The sequence below is a fragment of the Desulfobulbus rhabdoformis genome (assembly GCF_016919065.1).
GTDB lineage: Bacteria > Desulfobacterota > Desulfobulbia > Desulfobulbales > Desulfobulbaceae > Desulfobulbus > Desulfobulbus rhabdoformis.
On the sequence record NZ_JAFFQA010000048.1, the window covers coordinates 1 to 25,708 of the forward strand.

General features: G+C 49.2%; 16 protein-coding genes. 9 read left to right on the plus strand and 7 right to left on the minus strand.

The window, feature by feature from the left end; all coding sequences use genetic code 11:
• Nucleotides 1-668: 668 nt before the first annotated feature.
• From fliD to JWJ90_RS18925, 5 genes are all read right to left on the minus strand, one after another.
• Nucleotides 669-2,000 (minus strand): flagellar filament capping protein FliD, encoded by a 1,332-nt coding sequence (gene fliD, locus JWJ90_RS18905; protein WP_205228799.1) that lies wholly within the window; start codon nt 1,998-2,000, stop codon nt 669-671.
• A 469-nt stretch (nt 2,001-2,469) separates the two neighbouring features.
• Nucleotides 2,470-2,727: a hypothetical protein gene (locus JWJ90_RS18910; RefSeq protein ID WP_205228800.1), complete on the minus strand. Its 258-nt coding sequence runs from the start codon at nt 2,725-2,727 to the stop codon at nt 2,470-2,472.
• A 309-nt stretch (nt 2,728-3,036) separates the two neighbouring features.
• On the minus strand, nt 3,037-3,651 hold the full coding sequence (locus JWJ90_RS18915; RefSeq protein ID WP_205228801.1) for a DUF2284 domain-containing protein: 615 nt from the start codon (nt 3,649-3,651) through the stop codon (nt 3,037-3,039).
• A 235-nt stretch (nt 3,652-3,886) separates the two neighbouring features.
• A complete protein-coding gene (locus JWJ90_RS18920; RefSeq protein ID WP_205228802.1) occupies nt 3,887-4,933 on the minus strand; it encodes a hotdog domain-containing protein in 1,047 nt (348 codons plus the stop codon).
• A 74-nt stretch (nt 4,934-5,007) separates the two neighbouring features.
• Nucleotides 5,008-8,988, minus strand: coding sequence for a PAS domain S-box protein (locus JWJ90_RS18925; RefSeq protein ID WP_205228803.1), 3,981 nt, complete (start codon nt 8,986-8,988; stop codon nt 5,008-5,010).
• A 397-nt stretch (nt 8,989-9,385) separates the two neighbouring features.
• Between JWJ90_RS18925 and JWJ90_RS18930 the strand changes: the two genes are divergently transcribed.
• Together JWJ90_RS18930 and JWJ90_RS18935 are read left to right on the plus strand one after the other, a co-directional pair.
• A complete protein-coding gene (locus JWJ90_RS18930) occupies nt 9,386-12,133 on the plus strand; it encodes a cation-translocating P-type ATPase (protein WP_205228804.1) in 2,748 nt (915 codons plus the stop codon).
• Between the two features lie 355 nt (nt 12,134-12,488).
• Entirely contained in the window at nt 12,489-12,827 is a 339-nt protein-coding gene (locus tag JWJ90_RS18935) for a P-II family nitrogen regulator (RefSeq protein WP_205228805.1), read from the plus strand.
• Between the two features lie 126 nt (nt 12,828-12,953).
• On the opposite strand, the gene JWJ90_RS18940 is transcribed toward JWJ90_RS18935, so the two are convergent.
• Both JWJ90_RS18940 and JWJ90_RS18945 read right to left on the minus strand, forming a co-directional pair.
• Nucleotides 12,954-13,397, minus strand: coding sequence for a Ros/MucR family transcriptional regulator (locus JWJ90_RS18940; RefSeq protein ID WP_205228806.1), 444 nt, complete (start codon nt 13,395-13,397; stop codon nt 12,954-12,956).
• Nucleotides 13,398-14,179: 782 nt separating this feature from the next.
• Complete coding sequence (locus JWJ90_RS18945; RefSeq protein WP_205228807.1) at nt 14,180-15,385, minus strand: MFS transporter; 1,206 nt, start codon at nt 15,383-15,385, stop codon at nt 14,180-14,182.
• Nucleotides 15,386-15,521: 136 nt separating this feature from the next.
• On the opposite strand from JWJ90_RS18945, the gene JWJ90_RS18950 reads away from it, so the two are divergent.
• From JWJ90_RS18950 to JWJ90_RS18980, 7 genes are all read left to right on the plus strand, one after another.
• The gene (locus JWJ90_RS18950; protein ID WP_205228808.1) at nt 15,522-16,412 is read left to right on the plus strand and encodes a LysR family transcriptional regulator; all 891 of its coding nucleotides are present in this window, start codon (nt 15,522-15,524) and stop codon (nt 16,410-16,412) included.
• Between the two features lie 48 nt (nt 16,413-16,460).
• Nucleotides 16,461-17,678 carry a M24 family metallopeptidase gene (locus JWJ90_RS18955; protein ID WP_205228809.1) on the plus strand — a complete coding sequence of 406 codons (1,218 nt, stop codon included), beginning with the start codon at nt 16,461-16,463 and terminating at the stop codon, nt 17,676-17,678.
• Nucleotides 17,679-18,330: 652 nt separating this feature from the next.
• Nucleotides 18,331-19,512 (plus strand): iron-containing alcohol dehydrogenase, encoded by a 1,182-nt coding sequence (locus tag JWJ90_RS18960; RefSeq protein ID WP_205228810.1) that lies wholly within the window; start codon nt 18,331-18,333, stop codon nt 19,510-19,512.
• A 548-nt stretch (nt 19,513-20,060) separates the two neighbouring features.
• Nucleotides 20,061-21,791: an aldehyde ferredoxin oxidoreductase family protein gene (locus JWJ90_RS18965; protein WP_205228811.1), complete on the plus strand. Its 1,731-nt coding sequence runs from the start codon at nt 20,061-20,063 to the stop codon at nt 21,789-21,791.
• Between the two features lie 110 nt (nt 21,792-21,901).
• Nucleotides 21,902-22,126: a MoaD/ThiS family protein gene (locus tag JWJ90_RS18970; protein ID WP_205228812.1), complete on the plus strand. Its 225-nt coding sequence runs from the start codon at nt 21,902-21,904 to the stop codon at nt 22,124-22,126.
• Nucleotides 22,127-22,469: 343 nt separating this feature from the next.
• A complete protein-coding gene (locus JWJ90_RS18975; RefSeq protein ID WP_205228813.1) occupies nt 22,470-23,711 on the plus strand; it encodes a molybdopterin molybdotransferase MoeA in 1,242 nt (413 codons plus the stop codon).
• Between the two features lie 18 nt (nt 23,712-23,729).
• A complete protein-coding gene (locus JWJ90_RS18980) occupies nt 23,730-25,658 on the plus strand; it encodes a molybdopterin biosynthesis protein (RefSeq protein WP_205228814.1) in 1,929 nt (642 codons plus the stop codon).
• Nucleotides 25,659-25,708 lie beyond the last annotated feature (50 nt).

The following is a 25,708-nucleotide window of genomic DNA, read 5'->3' on the forward strand; positions in this document are numbered from 1 at the left end:
CGTTGTGGGCGAGTTGGAGATACTCGGTAACGGTGCCGTTCTTGTTTTTTCGTTTCGTGGTTCGCAGATACATGACTGCCCACCACGTTAGCGTGTTAATTCGCGTATTTCAACTGAAATATCGCTTAGCGTGTGCCCACAGATTTTGAGATTTTCACCACGCGTGAAATTTTATCACATTGAAATTGCGTGATATTATCTCAGGCACTGCACTAAAATGTGCCTACAACCCGCAAACATAAGCAAAGAAAAGACAAGAACAATATGACCATTTTTTTTAAAAAAGAAGGTCTTCTTTACTTACTACTCATTTTAAGCTATTTTTTTCGTTCGACTGTAAAGTATCCGTTAACTAGTGCAAAATAACGTTACATATTCTTGGCTGCCCAAGTACTGTTACGCCACTGATTCAGTGGGCTTATCCCTTTAATGTGGTACCGAAGTTGTGTGACATGAATTATACAATTTCATCCTTGTAATTTGCTGAAAATAAAAAATCCCTTCCATCCCTGGAAGAGCCTTGAAATCTGCTCTCTGCTGACTTTTTCCTGAATCCGTGACGTCGTGTTGGCACTGAACAGCATAACCTTTTAATGAGGCGAAGATTTTTCTGCAACTTCATGTATTGTTCAGTTTCATCCGCCGATGAATGCTCACGGATCCAGGTTTTATGATGAACTGTTGTAGTCCTCGAAGAAACTCGTCAAATAATCACCCGTGGAGTTCAGGGAACTGATCAGTTCTTCCATGGCCGCAAATTGTGTTTCCAGCAGTTCCTGGCGTTTTTCAAGCCGTGTTTCCATGGCGGTAATGCTGTCTTCCAGCCGTTCAGTTTCCTCGTCAATCTTGTCGGTTTTTGTCGCAAGAAAACCTTCGCTTGAACTCATCAGCTCAGTAAGATAGTCATCCAGGGTGGTCATGATCCCTTCATTGTCGTCATCACCAAAAAGCGAAGTAATCATTCCCTCTGTATCAGCTTCATAGGCCTCGCTGAACACATCGGTATCAAAGGTGAGTTCACCGGTTTCCCAGTCGGTTTCAATTCCCGCGTTGACCAGTGCGTCGCTGGTGAGATAGTTGCGCAGACTGCGTTGTACCGTTTTAAGGGAATTGCCAAGTGTCGAATCAGAGGCGTAAACCGTATCTACATATTCATCTATCGCATTGTAGGCATCGACTAATTCTTCCATCTTGGAGATAATTTCATCTTCTGCAGAGGATTCAATGGAAACCTTGCTGGTTGTGCCGTCACTGATATCATTCAGGGTCAGTGTTGCTCCTTTGATGGCAGAGGTGAGGGTGTTAGAAGAGCTGTAATAGGTCACGCCGTCGACTTTAACCTCAGCGTTGCTGGCGTCCACGGTATGTCCATTGGTTACGGTATCAATTTGAATATCACCCTCAACGTTGGAGACGATATCAATTTCTTCGCCGGCGGTATCCGCCTTGAGCATGAGCCTGTAGCCATCACCTGAGCCGTCATTAATGATTTCGGCGGTAAGGCCGTAGTCCCCATCGTTAATCATGCTCACCACATCCTCAAGTGTTCCCTCATACTCGATAACCACGTCTTCGGTGCTTTCATCGTCGTCGCTCAGGGTGAAAGAGCCAGTTATGCTTGTGCTATCGGTATCTTCGATGTAGCTGGTACTGACATCCTTTTGTTGCTGTGCCAGGCTGACGACTTCAACGGAATAGGATCCCTCACTGCTCAAAGAACTTGTGGATACACTAAAGTAACTTTCACCGGAATTGCTGACCTCAAAGGATTTAATATCGTTTTCACTGTTGAGGCCTAAGGCTGTGTTGTAGAACTCATCGAGCAGCGTGTTGAAATCGTCGTAGGTTTCCTGCTGCGCCTCGAGATATTCTATCTTATCTTCAAGCAGGGTTTTCGGCGCACTTTCCACCTCAATGATCGACTCGATAATTGAATCAGTATCAATCCCACTGGCGAGACCGGAAAATGATACGGTTCCGGTTGAGCTGATTGTTGTCATGGCAACTGTCTCCTTGCACCTTGATTCCCTTTGGCAATATACGGTCCTTTGTTAGGAATATCGCCTGTTGTTCATCAATATTTTATGCAAAAACAGTTGGTTGAGTCGTTGTTTTGTGGCCGCTGGAATTCGTTTAGTAACAAGCGTAACGTTACGTAACAAAATAACCCCTGCCCAGGCTTCTTTGTAATGGATACGCGGACTTTGGGAGGTGGTAGGGCTCTCTTTTTGTTTATTTTCGCGGCAAGATGGTTTGTGAGCTGGTGCGTCCCAGCCAGATCGAGACGATCGCAATGGGCAAAATTCAACATTGAAAGAGGGAAAGATAAACTCGGAGATGGGGGAAGGGGGAGGTTACTTCCGATCAGGGGGGAAATCCTCACTGATTCGGGAAATTACAATGTTCAGTGAGCAAAAAGAAAACCCAGGGCAACGGAAGTCGCCCTGGGTGAGATATAATAAGCTGCAATCAGGCGCTAATTGAGGCGACCCGATAGTGCTGCAGACGTTGTTCCCATTGTGGGAGAGTGGCCACATCATCCTGCCATTGGGCCAGTTCGTTATCTGGAATACACAGTCGGTTTTCACCGGCTGCTATCACCGCTTGTTCGAATTCCATCCCGTATTTTCGTTGCCATTTTATCAGGCTTAAACGGGTCTGTTCCACTACATAAATGCAGCGGTTGAGTTCACGGTCTTCTGTATTTTCAAGTGCTTCTGAATGCATAATTGGAGATCCTTCAATAAAAGCTGTTGTTCTTTCTTCAGCCTGGACACGTGCCGGATCAATTATGCAGATGGTGCAAGAATATGGATAAAAAAATAACCTTATTACTTCTATCGGGGCATGTTGATTGTTGAGGGATTAAAACCAAGTCAGGTTTGTCGACAAGTCCCTGGGCAGAGGAGTTTTTAAGCCCCACTCCTGAAGCAAAAGGAACGCCGTTAAAGTGACTGTGGTTAAAACGAGCAAAACATCAGCCTGCCTACATATTGCCGCAAACCACCCGGGGATAACGGCACGGAACCACAGGCATCAGCCCAGCAAAACAAAACCGGCCATGAGTCCCATTTCTGAGTTCTGATTAGCTATATTTGTTTTGGTCAGTTTTCCAAATGACCAGCCGAACTGGTGAGCCAGAGCAGCAAAATCCACCCCAACCGCTGAAAGAGATGGACGGGCCAAATCAGGAAAGCGGCACGGGGCACTGTTTGCCAAGACCACGCAGGTCTCTATATCATCGCAGAAGAGTTCCTTACAGGAGCCCGCCGCCATGGCCTTGGCTTTATTTATTCCACGGCTTAATGCGGATCGTTCCAAGGTAGCAGCAATGCGGTGAATAGTGCGGGCAAGAGATAGTCGCCTTTCCCCCATCAGATCCTTCACAGGCGCATCGATCTTAAAGACGAGAGCGGTGTTGAAAGACTGCAGCAGCTGTTGGAAGTCCTCGGAGGAGGGTGCATGGGGCGGGCAACCCGGTGCGAGGCCGTAGCTGGGGCAGGATGGGGGACCGGCACACATTTGAGCAAAACGGGCTTGAATGACAACTTGCTCTGTCTGGAGAAGTCCGGTTGCGGATGCGCCTAAGGAGCGGGCCTGTGCCTGCAGTCCCTCGATAATTGCCTTGTCCGTAAAGAGATGCGTGTTCATGTGATTAACTTCTCACGCATGGCTCACAACAAGCAAATAATAGTGCATCAAATCAAAAGAGCAAGAAGAATTGATCTCTTTTTTCTGCATTTTTCAGGGGGTTAAGTTGAGATAAGGAAAAAAATATCGAAATTGCACCGAGAAAGAAATTATCCAGGTAAAGCGACTCCTTACTCCTTGAGGTGAATCTAAAATAACACCGGTGGGGCAACGAGCCCCTGTATTCCCTTCGTCGTTATATGACCTGTTCAAAGCGAAGCAGCATATTCAGACTGCGATGGGCAGCTAAATAGCGTGCATCTTCAGCATAGGTCGTGGGATAGACCTCAGGGACGGGAAGATGGTTGAGATCGCCGTCGATATTGGCAAAGGTGAAGAGGCAGGAATTGGAAAGCGCTTTGGCTTTGCGATCGCGGCTGATACGCTCAATGCCCGCTTCGACACAGATGTAAGAATCGTCGGTGTACACCACCCGTGAGGTGAAATGGAGCTTGTCACCCATACGCACCGGATGGAAAAAATTAATGCGATTGACTCCGGCGATGATCGAACGATTAGGGGCGACCAGTTCTGAACAAATCGAACTGAGCTCAAAGGCCCGACGAATGAGGTACCCGCCAAAAACAGTAAAGGGGACATTCTCCTGATCGGGGTAGGTGCGTTCCCAGGCATCGGCCACCAGATTGGCGCAAAGCAGCCCGGAAAATCCGGCTCCATCCTGGCTGCCATGGAGCTGGTTGAGTCGTTCCCACTCCTGACGGCTGGGAGGTTCATGCAGGGCAGCCTGCTGGTGACGGTATTCTTCCCGCCTGGCCAGAGCTTTCCCGGCCCGTCTGCGCTCAAGCGGGCTCACGTACTCAAGGGGGGGCAGGGCAACGGAACTGACATCCTCTCCGTAACCGGAACGTGCCACCATGGTGAAATAACAGGAGGCTATATGATTGTTTGTGGCTCCCGGTTGTTCCACTCGAATGCCTATTTCAAGAGAACTGCGTCCAATATGATTGATGGTGGCGGCAAAGGTGAGATCCCTGCTCACATCAACCGGTTGACGTATCACAATAGTATCAATCGCTGCGGTAACGACACGGGCGGAGGGATGAAACCGGTTCACATAGGCAAGCGCTGCCTCCTCGGCAACCTTGTCTAAAATCTCCAGTAACAGGCCAAAGCGCATGTTGCCGGGTAAGGGGGCATCCACCACTATATAGCGGCGGCGTAAGGCTGCGTCACTCCCTAATGGAAGGGGTTTGTAGTAAACGGTATCGCTTGGCTGGGTCATGGTCGTTCTCGTGACGGATACAGGGACCCCATCCCCGGAAAATCTGTCAGCACCGCAGTGCAGACGGGTGGGGCTCAGTTGGTGTTTATTGTACCGGCTGCGTCGAGTACCTTGCGCACAGCCGTAGCCATTTCCTCTATATTTATGGGTTTTAACAGTAACTGAGCAATGCCGAAGTGAGAAGCATTTTCTTCGGTAACAGTTTCGCTGAAACCGGTACAGAGGATGATGGGCAGGTCTGGGTTAAGAGCAAGTACCCGGCGGGCCAACTGGGTGCCTGTGAGTTCAGGCATGGTCAAGTCAGTAATGAGCAGGTTGTACCCCAGGGGATCGTTTTCAAAGGCCTGTAGGGTCTGCGGGCTACTTGACTGCATATCGACCACATAGCCAAGCAGGCTCAATCCTTCACGAATTATTTCACGAAAGTATTCTTCATCATCAACAACCAGAATACGCTCCCCGTGCCCCAGGGGAAGACGCTGATCATTTGTTTGATTTTGAATGATCTCTGCGGTGGACCGAGGCAGGTAGAGTGAAAAACAGGTTCCTGCACCGAGTTCTGTTTCCACCTCAATGAGCCCCTTATGGCCTTTGACAATACCCAGAGTGACGGCAAGCCCAAGGCCAGTTCCTTCATTGACATTTTTGGTGGTAAAATAGGGTTCAAAAATGCGTTCAAGGACAGTGTTTGACATCCCTGCACCCGTATCCTGGATGCTGAGTCTGATATACTCGCCAGGTGGAATTTCCATGGTTAAAAAACGTTTGCAACGCTCAAGGCGAACTTTTTCAAGGCCGATGGTCAGGGTGCCACCGGTTTTTTTCATTGCATGGTAACCGTTGGTCGCCAGGTTCATCAGCACCTGGTGTATTTGGGTGGCATCACCGAGGATTTGATCATCTTCGATATTGAAGTTTTTTTGGATGGTGATAGTGCTTGGTATGGTGGAGCGAAGCAAGCGAGTAGATTCCTTAACGATCGGGATCAAGTTTATGGGCTCAACCCTGGTTCCAGAGTTGCGACTGAAGCGTAATATTTGCTGGACCAGATCTTTGGCGCGATGACCTATTTCCAGCACACGCTGTAGGTATTGACGGGTGGAATTCTCCTCGTCGGGCTCCATTTTCAGCAAGGCCAACTCAGTGTAGCCAATAATCCCACCAAGGATATTATTGAAGTCATGGGCGATGCCTCCGGCAAGTGTGCCTATGGCCTCGGATTTTTGCGCTTGAATGATCTGCTTTTCAAGTGCGGCCTTTTCACGGCTCAGCGCTTTCTCCACGGACAGGTTTTTGATAAAAATACCGATATACATGGGCTGACTCATATTGTCCACGACCAGCCATCCTTTTGCAGAGACGGGGATCAAGGTGTCGTTGGCATTTTTATATGAAAATTCAAGGGGGACAGTGTTGGCTATTCCGGCTTTCAGAGAAACAAATGCTTCAACGATACGAGCCTGGTCATACTCATCCAAGAGAAATTCCTTGAAATGGTGGCCCACACATTGATCGAGTCGGTACCCACTCTCTCGAAGAAAAGCCCTATTCGTGTCGAGTATCACCCCTTCAAAATCTAAAAGGACAATACCTTCCGGGTTGGTATTGTAAAAGGATCGGAACCTGTATTCACTTTCCCTTAGGGCTTTTTCTGCCTCTTTTCGGTAAGTTATATCCCGTAAGCTGGCATGGATGCATAGCATTCCAGAATACTCAAAGGGATTGAGATAGACCTCGGCTTCAAAGAGTTCTCCCGTAAACCGTTGATAAAGCCATTCAAATTTTTGCAGGGTCCCCTGTTCGATTTCGCTATTGTTCTTGTCAATCTTATACTGGCTGGGGATGCCGTCCGACTGGAGTTCGGGAGAAAGGGCGAGGGGGGTCAACCCAAGGAGCTCTTCACGGCTACAGCGGAAAATTTGAAGAGCCTGTTGATTGCAATCTATTATAATATCATCATGAAAGACGATAATTGCATTTCCAGCCGCTTCAAACAGGGTCCGGTACCGGTTTTCACTGGCAATAAGCTCCTGTTCCATCTCAACACGGCTGGTCACATCACGAATAATGCCAATCATATGTTTGGGGTTATTGCGAGCATCGTAAAATGGAACCCCTTCTTCCTCCAGATGGATGTAGGAGGAATCAGCTTTTTGCAACCGGTAGGCACTTTGAAACAACCTGTGCTCTTTAATCGCGGCCTCCAGCTCCTCCATAACATCTCCACGATCAGCAGGGTGAACCAGGTTGAACCAGCCTTCAATTCCCAATTGATTGAGTTCGGTTAAGGGGAAGCCTGTCATGTCCGCTGTTCTGCCCGTCCAGATTATCTCTCCACTCTTAATATCGTAATCATAGAGGAGCTGACCTGTAAAATCGGCAATAGTGCGAAATCGATCTTCATTGAATTGCAGTTGCTTTTGTGTATTTCTCTGCTCAGTCAGATCGTAGATGGCCACAGCGGCTCCCGCCTCGGGATCACTGGGGTCTATTGCGGCAGCAAAAAGAGAAACTGGGTGTATGGCTCCGTCGGCGGAGACAAGCTGGGTCTCGACATGATGATGCCGCCCGTTACGCCAAAGCTTTCCATATAGTTCTTCTCGCACACGATAAAATTCTTCATTGCTCGTATAAAATTTTCGTGTCGAAACATGAATAAGATCCTCTTTTGGATAGCCGAGCAGATTGGCAAGAGGTTTGTTAATTGCGGCAATGGTGCGATTTTTTATAATGGCCAGACCCACGGGAACGGCATTGAAAAGACTCTGCAGCATGCCTCTATGGCGCTGCAAAATCCGTTCATTTTTTTTGCGCTCTGTGATGTCAACACATGAGGCGGCCACGCCCGCCTCGTGATTTTCAATGTCAATCGGGGTCATGGATATATGGACGTCCCGAAAGGTGCCTTCTTTCCGGAGTATTTTTGTCTCCACATCCGTTCTTCCGCTTTGCCATAGTGTTGTGTAAAGCGCCTCGCCAACCCTGGTATATTCATCGTGGGTTTCATAGAGCTGACGAAGATGCATGAGAATCAGCTCGTCTTGGTCATAGCCGGTTATGGCCGACATCTGCTCATTGACCGCATGAAAATGACGCTCACGTATGATCGCCAATCCTACAGGGACGGCTCGAAACAGACTTTCCAGTTTATCTCTGCTTGTCCGCAGCGCTTCTTTATTGGCTTTTTGTATGGTGATATCCTGAACGACAACCGCCGCTCCGCTCTTTCTGTCTTGCGGGTCAATGGGGGCGGTGAACAGTGCTATGTCACGGATCGAACCATCCTTACGGATACATTTTGTTTCGGCGTAGCCCATCCTGCCTGCCTGCCACATATGTTGCGCCAGCTCCCTGTTAACCCGCGCATACTCCTGATCTGACTGGTAAAAACGACGACCGGGACGATTGATCAGTTCATCGGCAGCATAGCCTGTGATCTCACAAAATTTTGCATTGGTCTTTATCAGGTTTTTGTTATACGAGACGATAAGGCCAAGGGGGGCGGCCTGAAAAAAACCTTGGAGTTGCCTGTGGCTTTCTTTCAATTTCTGCGTTGTCCGTTCATGCGCAATTGTATCAACCTTCAACCCTATCATTTCAGCAGTGACTGTAAGGAGATCCGACATCCACGGTTGTTCTGCCGCCGAAATACTTCGAGGGCATTGGAGCGCTGTGCAGAGGGGAGGGAAGGTGTCCTCTTGCCTTGTCCGGAGTGATTCGGTCAGGAGAAAGGGGCCGATAATGAGAATGGCAAACTGATTTTGTCCGGAAAGAATGGGGGCAGAAATGAAGTTATATCCTGCAGTGCACCTCGAAGGAGTGACTACCGGATCGGTTGTAGTTTTGGGGTGAGGACGTGTGGAGAAGCATTCATTTGTAGAAATTTCTCCGAACGTTGGTTCGCATGTTTGTGACCAGTGTACGGAGTCGATCAGAGATCCGTCGCAACCAAAGAGAGCAACCCCCATGTTGACGGATGCCGCAAGCCGCGCAAGAGAGCTATGGAGCAATTCTGTGAGTTGGACAGTTCTATCGGCGGCGTTGGCCTGATCCATTCTTATCCTCCGGGATCCTTGCCAAAGGTAAAATGGCAATGGAACGGGATTTTTGGGAATTTGATTTGTTACAACTTCTGTCGGCGTATCGGTCTCGTGAGGTCAGCATGCCACATACAACGAAGCTGTCCCACCAATGCATGCTCACGGTTTCAGGTAAAAACTAATATTTTTGTATCATCTTTGCGGAGAAAAGTGGAAGAGGAAAAAACCTTGCCTGCCAGGTGCTTCAGGTCTCATGCAGAGAAGAGACAGGGAGATTGCCCAGAAATAAAAGAAGACTGCACAGCGGATAATACTTGCGTGATTATAATCAATGTTTAATGTAAATAGGGAGTTAGATGGGATTTCCCCCTACAGAACAATTACTCACCTTCCTTTTCCTTGTTGATAAATCATGCCTACATCAGAGCAATCGTCCAAGGCCTTCCATGCCTGTACTCCAGAGGAACTCTTGAGTGCGCTGCAGTCCCGCCCCGAAGGTTTAAGCTCCCAGGATGCACGCCAGCGTTTTGCAAAGTTTGGAGCAAACGTTCTTAAAAGCACATCCAGAGACAGCCCCATAAAACTGCTTCTGCGGCAGATCAATACCCCGCTTATCTGGGTTTTGCTTGGATCTGGAATCCTTGCGGTTGTATTAGGGAAAATTACAGATGGCACGGTCGTGCTTTCGGTTGTCGTCATAAATTCCATTATCGGCTTTATCCAGGAATTTAAAGCCGGGCGTGCCATTGAGGCGCTCTCGGATATGGTGCCGAAAATGACCCAGGTGCTGCGTGATGGGCGTGTGCAAGGCCTGGATGCGCGTTCGCTAGTTCCTGGAGATGTCGTTCAATTGGCAGCGGGCGACAGTGTGCCTGCGGACATGCGTCTTCTCTCTGTGAAAAACCTGCAGGTGCAAGAGGCAGCCCTGACAGGAGAATCGATTCCCGTAGAAAAGACTTTGGACTCAGTTGAGGAAACCGCAGTCCTAGGGGATCGTCGCTGCATGGTCTTTAGCGGAACCCTTGTAAGCGCGGGTACCGCGACTGGCCTGGTCGTGAGTACGGGCATGGCAACGGAACTCGGGCAGATTTCGAATATGCTGGATACTGCGGTTGATCTTGACACGCCTCTGACCAAAAAACTTGCTCAGGTCAGTGCTTGGATTACGGTCGCCATCGTTGGGCTTTCAGCAATTATTCTTGCGATCGGTATGCAGCGCTCACTGGGAATGGGGATTCCCCTGTTTGAGGCACTCAGAGAAACGCTCATTTTTGCAATAGCCCTTGCTGTTGGAGCAATACCGGAGGGACTCCCGGCAGTGGTCACCATCGCTCTGGCCATTGGGGTGCAGCGGATGGCTGCCAGAAACGCAATAATTCGCCATCTTCCGGCCGTGGAGACCCTTGGTTCAACCACGGTGATCTGTTCCGATAAGACCGGTACGCTGACCTGCAACGAGATGACCGTGACAGAGCTGGTCAGTCCACATCATCGCTGTCTGCTCGGTGGTATCGGATATGTCCCGGAGGGAACCTTACGCGTCGATGGGAAACAGGTGGATCATCTCCCAGATGAATTGATGACCCTTTTGCGTTGCGGTGCCCTGTGCAACGATGCCTCTTTGCAGTTTCATGGTGGAGGCTGGCGGATAAATGGAGACCCAACAGAGGCGGCACTGATTGTCGCCGCAGTTAAAGCAGGTGTGACTCAAGAGATCTTGCAGGAGACGGCCCCTCGGTTAGATGTCATTCCCTTTTCATCGCAGGCCCAGGCAATGCTCACACTGCACGGAGGAGAACAGCCAATGGCTATTCTCAAAGGGGCACCCGAGGTTGTCTTGCGACGATGTGTCTTTGACGAAGCACCGTTTCCTTCTGATCAAATTGGTGCAGTTATCAGGGAAATGGGGGCCTCCGGTCTGCGGGTTCTGGCAGTGGCCAGGAAACAATGGCCCCAGGGGGAATCGCTGCCCGAAGAGATTCCTGAGTCTGGCTTTTCCTTTGTCGGACTGTTTGGCATGATCGATCCTCCCCGGAGCGAGGCTATTGCTGCAATTAAGGCCTGTCACCAGGCAGGTATTCAGGTCAAGATGATAACCGGCGACCATAAGGTAACGGCTGCAGCCATAGGCAGAGAGTTGAACCTGGCACAGGAGGATGAGGCGGTTGCTGGATCTGAACTGGCCAACATGACAACGCCCACACTGGCGGCGCTGGCCCAGAAGCACCATATCTTTGCCCGTGTTGCCCCGGAGCATAAACTCCGTCTCGTGCAGGCCCTGCAGGAGGAAGGAGCCATCGTTGCCATGACCGGTGATGGGGTGAACGATGCACCTGCTTTGAAACAGGCCAATATCGGTGTTGCCATGGGGATAACCGGTACGGATGTCTCCAAAGAATCCGCTGATATCGTGCTGGCTGACGACAATTTCGCCTCGATAAGCGCGGCAGTGGAAGAGGGGCGACGGGTTTATGACAACCTCGTTAAATCGTTGGCATTTCTTTTACCCACAAACCTTGGGCTTGCCCTTATTCTGATCTATGGCATTCTCTTTTTTCCGTTTGATCCCCATACAAAAACATTGATGCTGCCCATGTTGCCCACGCAACTGCTCTGGATTAACCTGGTTGCAGCAGTCGCTCTGGCGTTGCCGCTTGCTTTTGAGGTGAAAGAGTCTGATATCATGCAAAGGCCGCCACGGAATCCTAACACACCGCTGTTTGGTCCATTTGTCTTATTTCGGGTAATTTTGGTTTCAGTTTTAATGACCGCAGGAACCATTGGTGTGTTTCATTTGACCTATAGTGGCGCATTGGGGGCAGTGGCGGAGGATCACGCCCTTGCTCAAGCACAAAGTGCTGCTGTGAGCTTTGTTATCTTCTTTCAGATTTTTTATATGCTCCACTGCCGTTCATTGACCCGTTCCATTACAAAAATAGGTTTCTTTAGTAATAAGACTGTTTTTCCTGGTATCGGCATTGTTCTCCTCCTTCAGGCCTTCTTTCTTTACCTGCCCCTATTACAGAACATTTTTCATTCAACCCCACTCTCGCCGGTTCAGCTTGGAAGCGCCCTGTTGGTAGCGGGGACAATCCTACCAATTATTTCCATTGAAAAATGGCTTTGGACGCATCTGTCTCATCGAAGAAACTTTCTTTGATTTTTGCAAGACTCTTTAACAGGAGTGTGGAGAGTGTCGACAAAATGGTAGCCTCGGTCAATACGTGTTTTGCACAAGTGTGTAGAATTCTCTCTTTTAATCGGGAGGTTAGGAAAAATGTCATTCTTTTTGACCAGTGGCACCGCTATTGCTTTTCCTCATAATGAGTTGCGCTCCACACTGCACGCAATTGTGGAGTAGGGATCAGCATCCTGAATCCGTAACGGTGGAGGGGCACTGAACAACGTATCCTTTGAATAGGACAAAGGAGTATCTGCAAATTTATTTATTGTTCAGTTACACCCGCTGCCCTTTAGGGGATTCAGGAATACGACTAAACAAAAAGGGGAGAAACATGAAAAAAATAGAGGCAATCATCAAGCCATTTAAGCTTGACCCGGTGCGTGAGGCATTGGATGCCTTAGGTATCCAGGGAATGACGATTACTGACGTGAAAGGGTACGGCCGACAAAAAGGACACGTTGCCATGTATCGTGGGCACGAATATGAAATCTCCTATATCCCCAAGGTAAAGATAGAAACTGTGGTTACAGATGAAATGTCTGCACAGGTGGTTGAGGCAATAAAGGAAAAAGCTCGAACCGGGAAAATAGGTGATGGAAAAATATTTATCTCAACGGTTGACGAAACAGTGAGAATTCGAACGGGCGACACCGGTGAGATAGCCATTTAAGGCTTCGAAAGGTAAAAAAAGTGGATGGAACAAGGCGTACCATGGGGGGACTCCGATAGAATTTCTCCCCATGGTACGCAGCGAAACGTGACGCGCCAAGAGTGCTCACGGATTCAGGATAAAAAATCAGGCATTTTTCTTTTTGCGTGCTTCAATTGCTATGCGAAGGTTTTCAGGGATGCCTCGCTCTTTACCCGATTGAGAGCGTTTTTCCGAAAGTGCCTTGGCGCACAACGGTTGGCGAGCAGAAAAACCGTATTTCTTGCGATATTCTTTAGCGGTCAGACCGTGGGAACGCAGGTGCTTGGGTGAAAGCATCTTAAACTCCTGACCACATTCCAGGCAGACAACCTTATTTTTCTGAATGGACTTTTTAGGATCCATCGCAGGCGCGCCAGGAGCATCGCCATTCTCTGCATCAGTGGGCTCAATGGTCTCTGCGTTCTGCAGGGACTGCAAGGTACGGAAGGTTTCATTCAGTGAAGCCTTGATCTCCTCAGTGGACATCTGCTTGCTGGTAATTTGGGACTGAATGATTTCTGCAGTCATTTGAACAAGAGTCTTTGTCATAAATCTAATCCTTTGCGGTTGAAAATGAGATGGCCTCCCGATGTGCCATCATTTGAGGTTCATTGCTGCTGATGCCCAAAGGAACACACTCTGTGCAGTGCACTTCTACGCGTTTATCCAGTGTTCAGCGTTAGCATCGTTTTTTGCTGACATCTTGAGCTTCTCCCGCTCAATATCCGGATATAGTGAGCAAACTGATTTGTAACAATTTGCTTTTATTAAGATTGTCAGCATGTTTTGCCGGAAGTATTGAAGATTTTTTCAGTCTTGCCGGTAATGGGTCAGCAATATAGGTGATCTTACCCTGTTTTGTCTAGGTAAATTTACCAGTTTTATACATAAAAATCCAAAAAAAATAGAAGGAGACTACTGCTGGAGCCCGAGAAAGTCGGAAAAACAGAGGCGGAGGTTCTGATTTGAATAGTAAACACCTATGCTTCGTAGCGGATATAATTTGGTATTAATGACTTGATAATGCACGAAAGCAGTGTTTATGCGTTAGGAGATGATTGCGCAGGAACCAATAGAAATTACAATACCTTTTTAAAAAAGGAGAAATGCAGTGAGGAGGGGATGGCTGCCGAGTAATGGTCATTGGTATTTGTGCAGAAAAATTTTCGGCAGCAAAACAGGAGAATATCAATTGAGACTGTGAAAAAATATTTTGGAAATATTCATGAATAGGATTGTAGAGGGAAATGATATATTGCCCTCCACAAGTTATGCTCTGCGGATAATTTTCGAGAAGACACCTTTTTGATGATCAAGGGGAGGGGATACCGTCACTCCAACGCGTTGTCCACATTTCCCAGCCGCGCCAATACTAATGTTAAGCCAGAGGCTATTACAAGCAGTACCGCTATAAAAAGAGTTACCCCCATCCAACCGCCACCAGTCCAGCAAAAGCCACCAACTGTCCCGGAAATGCTGGATCCCAAATAATAAAAAAAGAGATAGAGTGCTGCAGCCTGAGCTTTGGCTGTCTGCGCATGTTGCCCCACCCAGGTGGAACCGCTGGTATGCGCACCGAAAAAGCCACAGGTAAAAAGTGCAATCCCGAATATGATAGCAAAGAGTTGGGCAGAGAGTGTTATGACCAGGCCGAGCAACATGGTGATCAGGCAAGAACGAAGCGTGGTAAAACGACCATATCGCTTGACCATTTTATTCACTACAGAAGAACAATATGCCCCTAAGAGATAGGTCAGAAATATTAAACTGACCATGGACTGACTCAAGTCATAGACAGGTCCAATTAAACGAAAGGTAATGTAATTGAACAGTGTGACAAAACTCCCCATGACACAGAAGGATATTCCATAGAGACAGAGCAGGTGGGGATCCCGAAGTTTTAGGTAAAGCGAGGAGAAGAGGTAGCGGTATTCAAAATTTCTTTTTGTAAACTGCTGGGAGGCTGGAAGATGCAGAGCAAAATAGATACTTAATCCCAGCGAAATCAGTCCCACTAAAACGAGGGCCGTATTCCAGGAAAAATAATCAGTGATTGTGGCTGTAAAAAGTCTCCCTGACATACCACCTATCGCATTGCCGCTAATATAAAGCCCCATGGCCGTTCCTATGGTTGCGGGCTCGATTTCTTCTCCCAGATAGGCCATGGCCACTGGAGGCAACCCTGCAAGGACGATTCCCTGAATAAAGCGAAGGAAAACAAGGGAGAACAGGGAATCACTCCAGGCGGTGCAGAGAGCAAGGATAGAGGTTAAAAACAGTGAGGTCACCATTATCGACTTGCGGCCAAGGGTTTCTGAGAGCGTACCGGCAAGGAGCATCCCAACGGCCAGAGTAAAGCAGGCTGCTGAAAGGGGCAGGCTGGCCAGAGCTGGTGGGATGCTAAACTCGCGGACAAACTCCGGCAGCAGGGGTTGCATGTCATATAAGGTAATAAAGGTGACAAATCCAGCGGCGAAAAGGGCGAGGTTGACCCGGCGAAAGGCAAGGGTGCCACTTTGAATACGAGTAGTGTGCATTTGGAGTATCCCATGATCTGTAAAATACCTGAATCCGTGATTCGGGAAATAGATTTGAGATTGAACATACTCCCTCGTTTATTATAATAAAAATATATTAATATTATCGAATCAATAATTATTCTGTATCGCCATTATGGACCTACGACAGCTTCAATTCTTCGCAAAAATTGCAAAGCTCCAAAATTTTACCCAGGCAGCGCGTGCATTGAATATTGCCCAGCCAGCCGTCAGCATATCGATTCAAAAGCTGGAAGATGAGTTGGAGTGTAAACTCTTTAACCGCTCTCATCGCCAGGTGACGCTCACGTCCGAAGGCGAGGCCTTTCTTGCCCATGCCCACAGAATCCTTGATGATGTCAAGGCTGCCCTGACAGAGATGACCGATATCAGAGATCTAGAGCGAGGAGAGGTGCGCCTTGGAATTCCCCCCATGATGTCCACCTATTTTTTCCCAACGTTGATTCAGAAATTTACTAGCGTCTATCCAAACCTGCGCCTGATTATTTCAGGTGAAGGGGCCGGGGCTATTCAGGAAAAAATACATCAGGGCACTTTGGATATGGGGGTTATTGCCGGAGGGCATGTTCCGGAGACCATGGAAACTCGCCATATTCTCAGGGAGGAGGTTGTTGCCTGTGTTCCGCTGAATCACCCCTTTGTGGATCGTTCGTCAGTCTCGATGCTGGAGTTTGCTCAACAACCGTTGATCATGTTCCAAAAAGGGTATTATCAGCGAGAAATGCTTTTTGAGCAGTTCCGGGCCATTCACGAAATAAAGCCGGAGGTCGTCTTTGAAACTAATCTTTTTTCTCTTGTGAAATCAATTGTTAAGCAGGGGGGAGGGATCTCGACCTTACTGCGCATGGTGGCTGAGGATGATCAGGAAATTGCGGCAGTATCCTTTGATCCGCCACTATATCTTGATCTCATGCTTGCCTGGAAAAAGGGAGCCTATCTTTCCAAGGCAAACAGGGCCTTCGTTGATTTTCTTGTAGAGCAGATTCAACTTTACGAAAAGCGTTAACTCTCCCCCTCCGCACGCGATGCAGGGGAGGGAATTGAGGAGGATGAAATGTCAATAGACCCAACAGAAAACAATTATCACAAACTGGTCCCCGAAACAGAACTTGAGGGCCGAGCAGAGAGATTGCAGGATCAACTCCGTCGCCTCGAACTTGATGCCGCGCTTCTCTTTGATCCGATTCATATGTACTATTTCTCGGGGACAATCCAACAGGGAGTGGTTGTTCTTCCAACGGTAGGGAAGCCACTCCTTTGCGTACGGAGAAGTGTTGAACGTGCCCGGATTGAATCATCTTTACAGCACATATTGCCCCTTTCCGGGCTCAGTCAACTGAACCATCACCTGCAACAGGCTGGAATACAAACGAAAAGAATGGGGGTGATGGAATCAAATATTGAGTTTTCATTTTACAAGACACTCTCACGTACCCTGCCACAAACAGCGTTCAGTGACATTAGTGGAGTCGTTGGCGCGCTCCGATCAGTAAAATCTGACTATGAAGTGGCATTGGTTCGCAGGGCAGGGGAGCATCATCAACTGGTCTATGACCTGATTCCCACCATGATTCACAAAGAAATGAGCGAATGGGAACTGGGGTGTGAAATTCAGCACGCGATGATGCGATATGGGTATACAGGGATGGCCAGGTTCTCAAATTCGACCATGGAACTTTTTCTTGGCTATATCAGCGCAGGAGATTCGGCCAATTACCCGACCGGCTTTATGGGACCAGGGGGAGCTGTAGGGCTCTGTCCAACGGTTCCTTATGTTGGCTCAAAAACACAGATCGAAAAGAATCAGCCTATATATATAGACACCGGTTTTGGCTATCGCGGCTATCATACAGATAAAACCCGTATATTTTCTTTAGGATCATTGTCTGATGAGGTGCTCGAGGCTCATGCGCACTGTTTGCAGGTTGAGGAAGCGGTTCGTCGCCGCCTGAAACCAGGAGCTATACCGGCGGAGATCTATGCGGAAGTGATGGAGACCATGGTGAAAAGCCAGGGATTTGAACAACATTTCATGGGCTATGGGACCAATCAAGTACCTTTTTTGGGGCATGGCATTGGCCTGGCCGTCGATGAATGCCCTGTTATTGCCGCCAATATCTCTACTCCGCTTCAAAAAAATATGATTCTAGCGGTTGAGCCTAAAAAAGCTCTTCCTGGAATAGGCATGGTTGGGATTGAGAATACCTACCTAGTGACAGAGCAGGGTGGTGAAAATTTAACACCCGGTTCGAATGAGGTGGTATTGGTCTGAATCTAGTCCCTGTCCTCAATTTTCTGATATCCGCCTGTGTCTCTCAAAAAATGATACTTTAACGCGGTTATTCATTTTGCAGGTTAATGATGTGTTTGACGCCACCAATTCTTCACACTGGCAAACAGATGAAACCTACCTTCCTTATATTGGGTCATTCTTGGCAAGACCGGCTCCTGCCTGCGTTGAGTGGTTCGCTGTCAAAAGGGATGCTTCCCTGGCTCAAGGCGTGTTTCTTTCTCCCTCTGGGAAGCTCGCTGGAGCATAAAGCTACCAGGGGAAAGCTTGAAAATACGAAGGAAAATCTGGACATTACGGAATATTACACAATCTACGGGTCATTATTACTCAAGGTTTAAAAAACAAGGTTCTTTCTGACCCGCCCTTCATTTTGCTCGTTATTTCTGGTTATTTTTGGGAGTTTTGTCTCAAAATTTGAGAGGTTTCCCTTGGGAGACTTGCATTTTTTCAGTGGTTTTGGGGCATATTTTCACCATCCGATTTCCACTCACAAGTTAACTCGCTGTAATTGCAATATTTTTCAAGTGGCATGATAAATGCTATAGTGAAGGTGCGCGTAAATTTGGATCCAAAGTGACGAAAACTTTTTGCAGAACGTAGAAGAAACTCAATTAAAAAGGATGGTTTCATTATGGCAGTTCGTGAAGAAGTATACGGTTATTTTATTCCTTCAGTAACCCTGATCGGTATTGGTGCTTCCAAGGAGATTCCCGCAAAAATCAAAGCGCTTGGCGGTTCCAAACCGTTGATCGTTACTGATAAAGGTATCACCGGCGCAGGCATCACCAAAGTTATCACCGATCTGCTGGATGCAGCCGGCATGGGTTATGTTGTCTATGACGAAACAATCCCGAACCCCACCGATAAAAACGTTCACGACGGCGTTGACATCTACCAAAAAGAGGGCTGTGACTCCCTGATCACTCTGGGTGGTGGTTCCTCCCATGACTGCGGTAAAGGTGTTGGCCTGGTTGTTGCCAACGGCGGCAAAATTCAGGACTTCGAGGGTGTGGACAAATCTTCCAACCCCATGCCTCCTTACCTGGCAGTCAATACCACTGCTGGTACCGCTTCTGAGATGACCCGCTTCTGCATCATCACCGACCTGGCCCGCCACGTGAAAATGGCCATCGTTGACTGGCGCGTAACCCCGGGTATCGCTGTTGATGATCCTGAGCTGATGGTTGGTATGCCGCCTGCACTGACCGCTGCTACCGGTATGGACGCCTTGACCCACGCTGTTGAGGCCTACGTTTCCACCATTGCTACCCCGATGACCGACTCTGCTGCAGAGAAAGCCATCGAGCTGATTGCAAAACACCTGCGTCCTGCAGTTGCAAACGGTGCTGACATCGAGGCTCGTGAGGGTATGTGTTTTGCTCAGTACCTTGCTGGTATGGCATTCAACAACGCCAGCCTTGGTCACGTACATGCCATGGCTCATCAGTTGGGTGGTTTCTATGATCTGCCCCATGGCGAGTGTAACGCTATTCTCCTGCCCCACGTTGAGAAATTCAACCTGATCGCTAAAATAGACCGTTTCGTTAAAATCGCTCAGCTCATGGGCGAGAACACCGAAGGTCTGGCGCCGCGTGATGCTGCTGAGCTGGCTCTGGAAGCCATCAAAAAGCTTTCCGCAGATATCGGTATTCCTGCCGGTCTGATTGAGCTTGGCAAACGCTACGGTAAAGAGGTTAAGGCTTCCGATATCGACACCATGGTTGCCAATGCCCAGAAAGACGCTTGCGGTCTGACCAACCCGCGTCGCCCGAAAGATGCCGATGTTGCGGCCATCTACACCTCTGCTCTGTAAGCAGTACGCTGGTTTTTAGTACCTGTAAATGGACAGTCAGGGGGATGAAGGACGCCCTCCCCATCCCCCTGATGCCCTCTGATCTCATTCTTTTTGAGAGACACTAAAAATTTATGGTTGCTCCTGTTGTTTCTAGCCACCGACCCCTCTCCTGATCGGCTGGTAAAAACAGGAACAACCTGAAGAATGCTGGTGGAGCCTGCCCCTGTTATCCCTGAACTTGGCCTGTGCGGGATTCACCGGCCCTTTACGAGTTACGCTGTGGTTGGCGTTGCGGGGCGCATACTGTGCCCCGCGTTTTTACACCTAGAAGATTTGGAAGAGAGGCGCAGGGGCTTTACTCCTTGTGTTCCTGCGCCTTGATTCCTAAAACTTACTTGCAATTACCAATACCTACAAGTGTTGACATGGCGGAGAACTCGCGCTAATCTGACCCGACAACTCGTTGAATTACTGCTGATTTTGTTTCAAGACCCATACCGTCGACAATTACGGGTGCGGGGCTCATACGCCCGGCGCCTCTTTTATTAAGATAGGAGTTTACGAGAATGGCTGATAAAATTTTACGCATTAACATGTCGGACCTCAGCACCAAGGTCGAAGATGTACCTGAAGCTTGGATGGGGCACGGCGGTCGCGGTCTTACCTCTACCATCGTTGCGGCAGAAGTAGTTCCCACCTGTCACCCCCTGGGAGAAGACAATAAACTTGTTTTTGCACCTGGTTTGCTTTCCGGAACTCCGGCAGCAAACTCCGGTCGTCTTTCCTGTGGGGCAAAAAGTCCCTTGACCGGTACTATCAAAGAGGCAAACGCCGGTGGTACCTCCGCACAGATGCTGGCAAAGCTGGGCGTTAAAGCCATGATCATCGAAGGCAAACCTGCCGACGGGGCAAAATGGTACAGTCTGCATATTGATGAGAATGGAGCCACCATCAAAGAAGAAACCGAAGTGATCGGTTTGGGTAACTTTGAAACGGTTCAGAAACTCAACGATCGTCTTGGGGCAAAAGTTGGTGTGATCACCATCGGTCCTGCCGGTGAGATGCTGATGGCGGCGGCCAATATTTCCGTTAAAGATCCTGACAGCCACATGCGCTCCAACGGTCGTGGTGGTCTGGGTGCGGTTATGGGATCTAAAAAGATCAAATTCATCTCTATCGAGCCCACCACCAATAAGGTTGACATTGCAGATGTCGAAGCCTTTAGAACTGCCAACCGCGCCTTTGCCAAGTCTCTGGTCGACAATCCCATCAGTCAGGCCCTGGGACAGTACGGCACCAACGTCCTGGTAAACATCATCAACGAGTCTGGGGGTATTCCCACCAAAAACTTCACCACCGGTCAGTTCGAAGGACATGAGTCAATCTCTGGTGAGACCATGTACGATACCATTGTCGCCCGTGGCGGCAAGCCGAAACATAACTGCCACGCCGGGTGTGTTATCCAGTGTTCTCAGGTGTACGCGGACGCCAAAGGTGGATATAGAACCTCGGGTTTCGAGTACGAAACCATCTGGGCATTTGGTGCGGACTGCTGCATTGAAAATCTCGACCAGATCGCCGAGGCAGACAACATTCTCGATGATCTCGGTCTCGACTCCATTGAGATCCCGGTTGCCTTCGCAGTAGCCATGGAAGGTGGCGTGCTTAATTTCGGCGACGGTGACGGTGTTCTTCGTATCCTCAATGAGGACGTTGCCAAAGGCACCCCCTTGGGACGTATAATTGGTAACGGAGCAGGTTCCGTTGGTAAAGCCTACGGTGTGACCCGTGTGCCGGTTGTTAAAAATCAGGCCATCCCCGCGTACGACCCGCGCGCCATTAAAGGTATCGGTATTACCTACGCAACTTCCACTCAGGGCGCAGATCATACCATGGGCTACACCATTGCGACCAACATCCTTGGTGTTGGTGGTTCCCTTGATCCGCTCAGCAAAGAAGGTCAGGTCGAGTTGTCCCGTAACCTGCAGATCGCAACCGCTGCCATTGACTCCACAGGTATGTGCCTGTTTATCGCCTTTGCAGCCTTGGATGATGCCACCTGTCTGCCCGCATTGATCGATCTGATCAACGCACGTTTTGGTATCGGCCTTACCGCCGACGATGTTACCAATCTGGGTAAATACATTCTGAAAACCGAGCACGAATTCAACCTGGCTGCCGGTTTCACCAACAAAGACGACCGTCTGCCTGAATTCTTTTCTAAAGAACCCATTGCACCGCACAACGTTGTCTGGGATATCACTGACGAGGCTATCGACTCTTTCTGGGATTTCTAAGAGCGGTCTCTGCTTTTCCTTTGTGTATATGCCCCTCATCGTGTATTCGGTGAGGGGCTGTATTTTAGAATCTGGATAAAACCTCCACCTTTTCGTATACACAGGCTCCTATGCAATTGACGGTCAAACTCTTTGCCTACTTTCGTGATAACCGCTTTAAGCAACAGCAGATGGAGTTTCCCGATGACACCACTGTTGAAGATATCATAGTCTCCTTGGGAATACCTCTTGATGAGCTTGGGGTGCTTATGATCAATTCCCGGCATTGCGAACTCAAACAGGTCCCTGTAGAAGGAGATCAGGTTGCTATCTTTCCCAACATCGGTGGCGGCTGATCCCTGCTGTATTGCACAACCATTCCCCTGCCAGAGACTTTCCTCTCCTCTGATACCTCCTTTCCGTGGTATAGTTACACCAATGGCATCAGGGTACTACTCTTCTTTGGACGGCTCATGTGCCCTCAAAAAGAAAGTGTGCTCCGAGCCCTTAGATTCTTGTTTTGGCTCAAACGGCCAGGCATACTTCGGAAAGTACAGCGTTTCACTCAGCCTCCGATGCCCACTTCCTCAAGCGGCTGTCCGTTAGGGAAGCTCCGGGCATGGAAACGGATGTCCCCCCATCGATTTGTGTTTTCAACATCCGCTCATCGTTTAATAGGATAAGCTCTGGTAAGGAATAATGAACGATTTTTTCAAACTAATGAGTCCTGCAGAATTCATCGCGCTTTTTGATGAGTTCTCCCCCTTGGATCCCCAAATCATTCCGGTGCTTGAGGCCCGTGGTCGCATTCTTGCCGAGCAACAGGTCAGTAACGAGGCCTTGCCTCCCTTTTCTCGATCGACCATGGATGGTTTTGCGGTCCGTGCAGCCGATACCTTTGGCTGCTCTGATTCCGAAACAGCGCTCCTTACAATTGTTGGCGAGATCGCCATGGGCACCTCGGGCCAGGAATACAAGCTCAAGGCCGGTCAGGCTGTGAGAATCTGGACTGGCGGTGAATTGCCGCAAAAGGCTGATGCCGTTGTTATGGTGGAATATACGCAAGCCTTTGATGAAGAGACGGTTGCGGTCTTTCGTCCCGTTGCTCCTGGTGAAAATGTCACCCAGGCGGGCGAAGACTACCAACCTGGCCAAGTTATTCTGGAAGCTGGACGTTCTCTTCGTCCTCAGGATCTTGGAGTCCTTTCCGGCTTAGGGATCAATCAGGTCCCCGTGTATCGCAAACCAAAGGTGGCTATTCTTTCCACAGGCGATGAACTGGTTCCCTCAGATCAGACACCACCTCCTGGAAAAATTCGTGATATCAATTCGACCACACTCATGGCCATGGTCGAGGAGGCCGGAGGCATTCCCGTACCGCTTGGTATCTGTGGTGATGATTTTGATGCGATGCTTGCTCTTTGCAGCAAGGCGCTTGAGGGGGCAGATATGCTCCTGCTTTCGGGAGGCAGCTCTGTTGGTAAGCGTGATTTTACCAAACGGGTGTTTGCTGCTCTTCCTGATAGTGAACTCCTTGTGCATGGTGTCTCTGTCCGCCCTGGTAAGCCGACCATCCTTGCGCGGCAAAACAACAAGGCCATGTTTGGCCTGCCTGGGCATGTTGCCTCGGCACTGGTTATCTTTACCTGCTTTGTCCGCCCGCTTATCCGTCGTTTCTCCGGGCTTGGTTCGACTCTTGGTTTACAAGCTGTGGAGGCAGTAACTGCCCAGCCCATTCCCTCGGCCATAGGGCGGCAGGAATATGTACGTGTCCGCCTTTTGCACGAAGAGGGCAGAGCTTTACAAGCGGTGCCAGTGTACGGTAAATCCGGGCTGCTCAGCCCGCTTGTCCGTGCCGATGGCCTTTTACCCATAGGTCGTGATATGGAGGGACTCGACCAAGGAGCCCCCTGTACAGTTCTTCTTTTTCCCGCCGCCTGAATGAATAAGGAGCACAGTATGCAGCGTAAAATTTATCTGAACATGCAGGCAAGGGAAGAGGCCCAGCAGATTTTTTGGTCCCGTTTTAGCGCCTATTCCCTGGACAACGAAACCATTCCCTCTCGAAGCGTTTTTGAACGGGTTTCTGCAGCTCCGGTCTTTGCTCGTTTTTCCGCACCTTCTTTTCATTCCGCCGCCATGGACGGATTGGCAGTTTTGGCTGAAGAAACCTTTGGTGCCAGTGATGAATCGCCGAAGACCCTGAGTATAGAGAGTGGGCAGGCGACCATGATCAATACCGGCTTTCCTCTCCCGGAAGAGAAGAATGCCGTTATCATGATTGAAAACGTACTGTTGAGTGGGGATGGCAAAAAGGGCGTTATACGGGCCCCTGTTTATCCCTGGCAACATGTGCGTAAGGTGGGCGAGGATATTGTTGCAACTGAACTGCTTTTTACAACGGGGCATCGTTTTCGCGCCCCTGATATCGGTGCGTTGCTGGCAGCTGGTATTAATACCGTGGAAGTACGCAAGAAACCCAAAGTGCATATAATACCCACTGGCAACGAGTTGGTACGCCTTGAGGATTATCCCGACACGATCCCCTCCGGCAAAACGGTCGAATCCAATTCCGGTGTGCTCAATGGTTTGGTTGAAACAGCTGGCGGCATCGCAGAAATCAGCCCCATCCTCAAGGACGATTATGAGGGGATCAAGGCCCATCTGCTGGACATGGTGAACTCCGATGCGGATATGGTGATCATCAATGCCGGTTCCTCTGCCGGAAGCGCCGACTACACCGTACGCATTGTAGAGGAACTCGGTGAGGTGTTGGTGCATGGTGTCACCATTATGCCCGGTAAACCAACTATCTTAGGTGTGATCAACAACAAGCCTGTGGTGGGGCTGCCAGGTTACCCGGTCTCTGCCATTATCGCCATGGAGCAACTGGTGATGCCACTTCTCGCGCAGATGCAGGGAATTTACCTGGAACCACCAGTTATGATCAAGGCAAGCCTTGCCAAGGACTTGCCTTCAAGAGCCGGGATTGAAGAGTTCCGACGAATGATAGTCGGTCGGATCGGTGTTGGTTTTGTTGCTGTCCCCCTCAAGCAGGGCTCCGGAGCAATTACAACGTTGACTCGAGCAAACAGTATCCTTCGCATCGAAGCCGCATCGGAAGGTGAAAAGGCCGGACAAGTGATGGAAATTGACCTGCTCCAGCCCTTACCCATGATCGAGCGAACCATTCTCTCAACGGGCAGCCATGATCTCTGTCTTGATCTGCTCAACGATTCGCTGCGGCAACGGCAACCTGCCTATACGCTGGCCTCGACCCATGTAGGGAGCCTTGGTGGTATTATGGCGTTGAAACAGGGGATGTGCCACCTTGCCGGTTCCCATCTGCTTGATCCTGAAGACGGTTCCTATAACACCAGTTATGTGCGTAAACACCTCGCGGACAAAGATATTCGTCTAGTGACCCTTGTTCACCGCCAGCAGGGGTTTATTGTTCGCAAAGGAAACCCCAAACAGATCAAGAACATTCATGATCTGTTTAAGGATGATATTCAGTTTATTAACCGCCAGGCCGGTTCCGGTACACGGGTGCTTCTGGATTATGAGCTGGACCGCCAGGATCTCGATGCCGATGAGATCAGCGGGTATGAAAATGATGAATATACCCATATGGCTGTGGCTGTAGCTGTGCTGGCCAATAAGGTGGATGTGGGCTTAGGGATTAAAAGTGCAGCTAAAGCGTTGAATCTTGATTTCGTCCCTCTGGTGGAAGAACGCTATGACCTGCTCATTCCTGGAAAGCTGTTTGAGACGCCCATGATTCAGGCGGTGCTTTCGGTTATAGCCACCGATCAGTTTCAGCAGCGTGTTGAAGCCTTGGGAGGCTATTCAACCAGGGAGACCGGGCAAATAGTTCCTCTTGTTTGACAGGTGCTTTCGGCGGGGATTTTTAAAACATGCCGTTTTCTTAGAGTAGG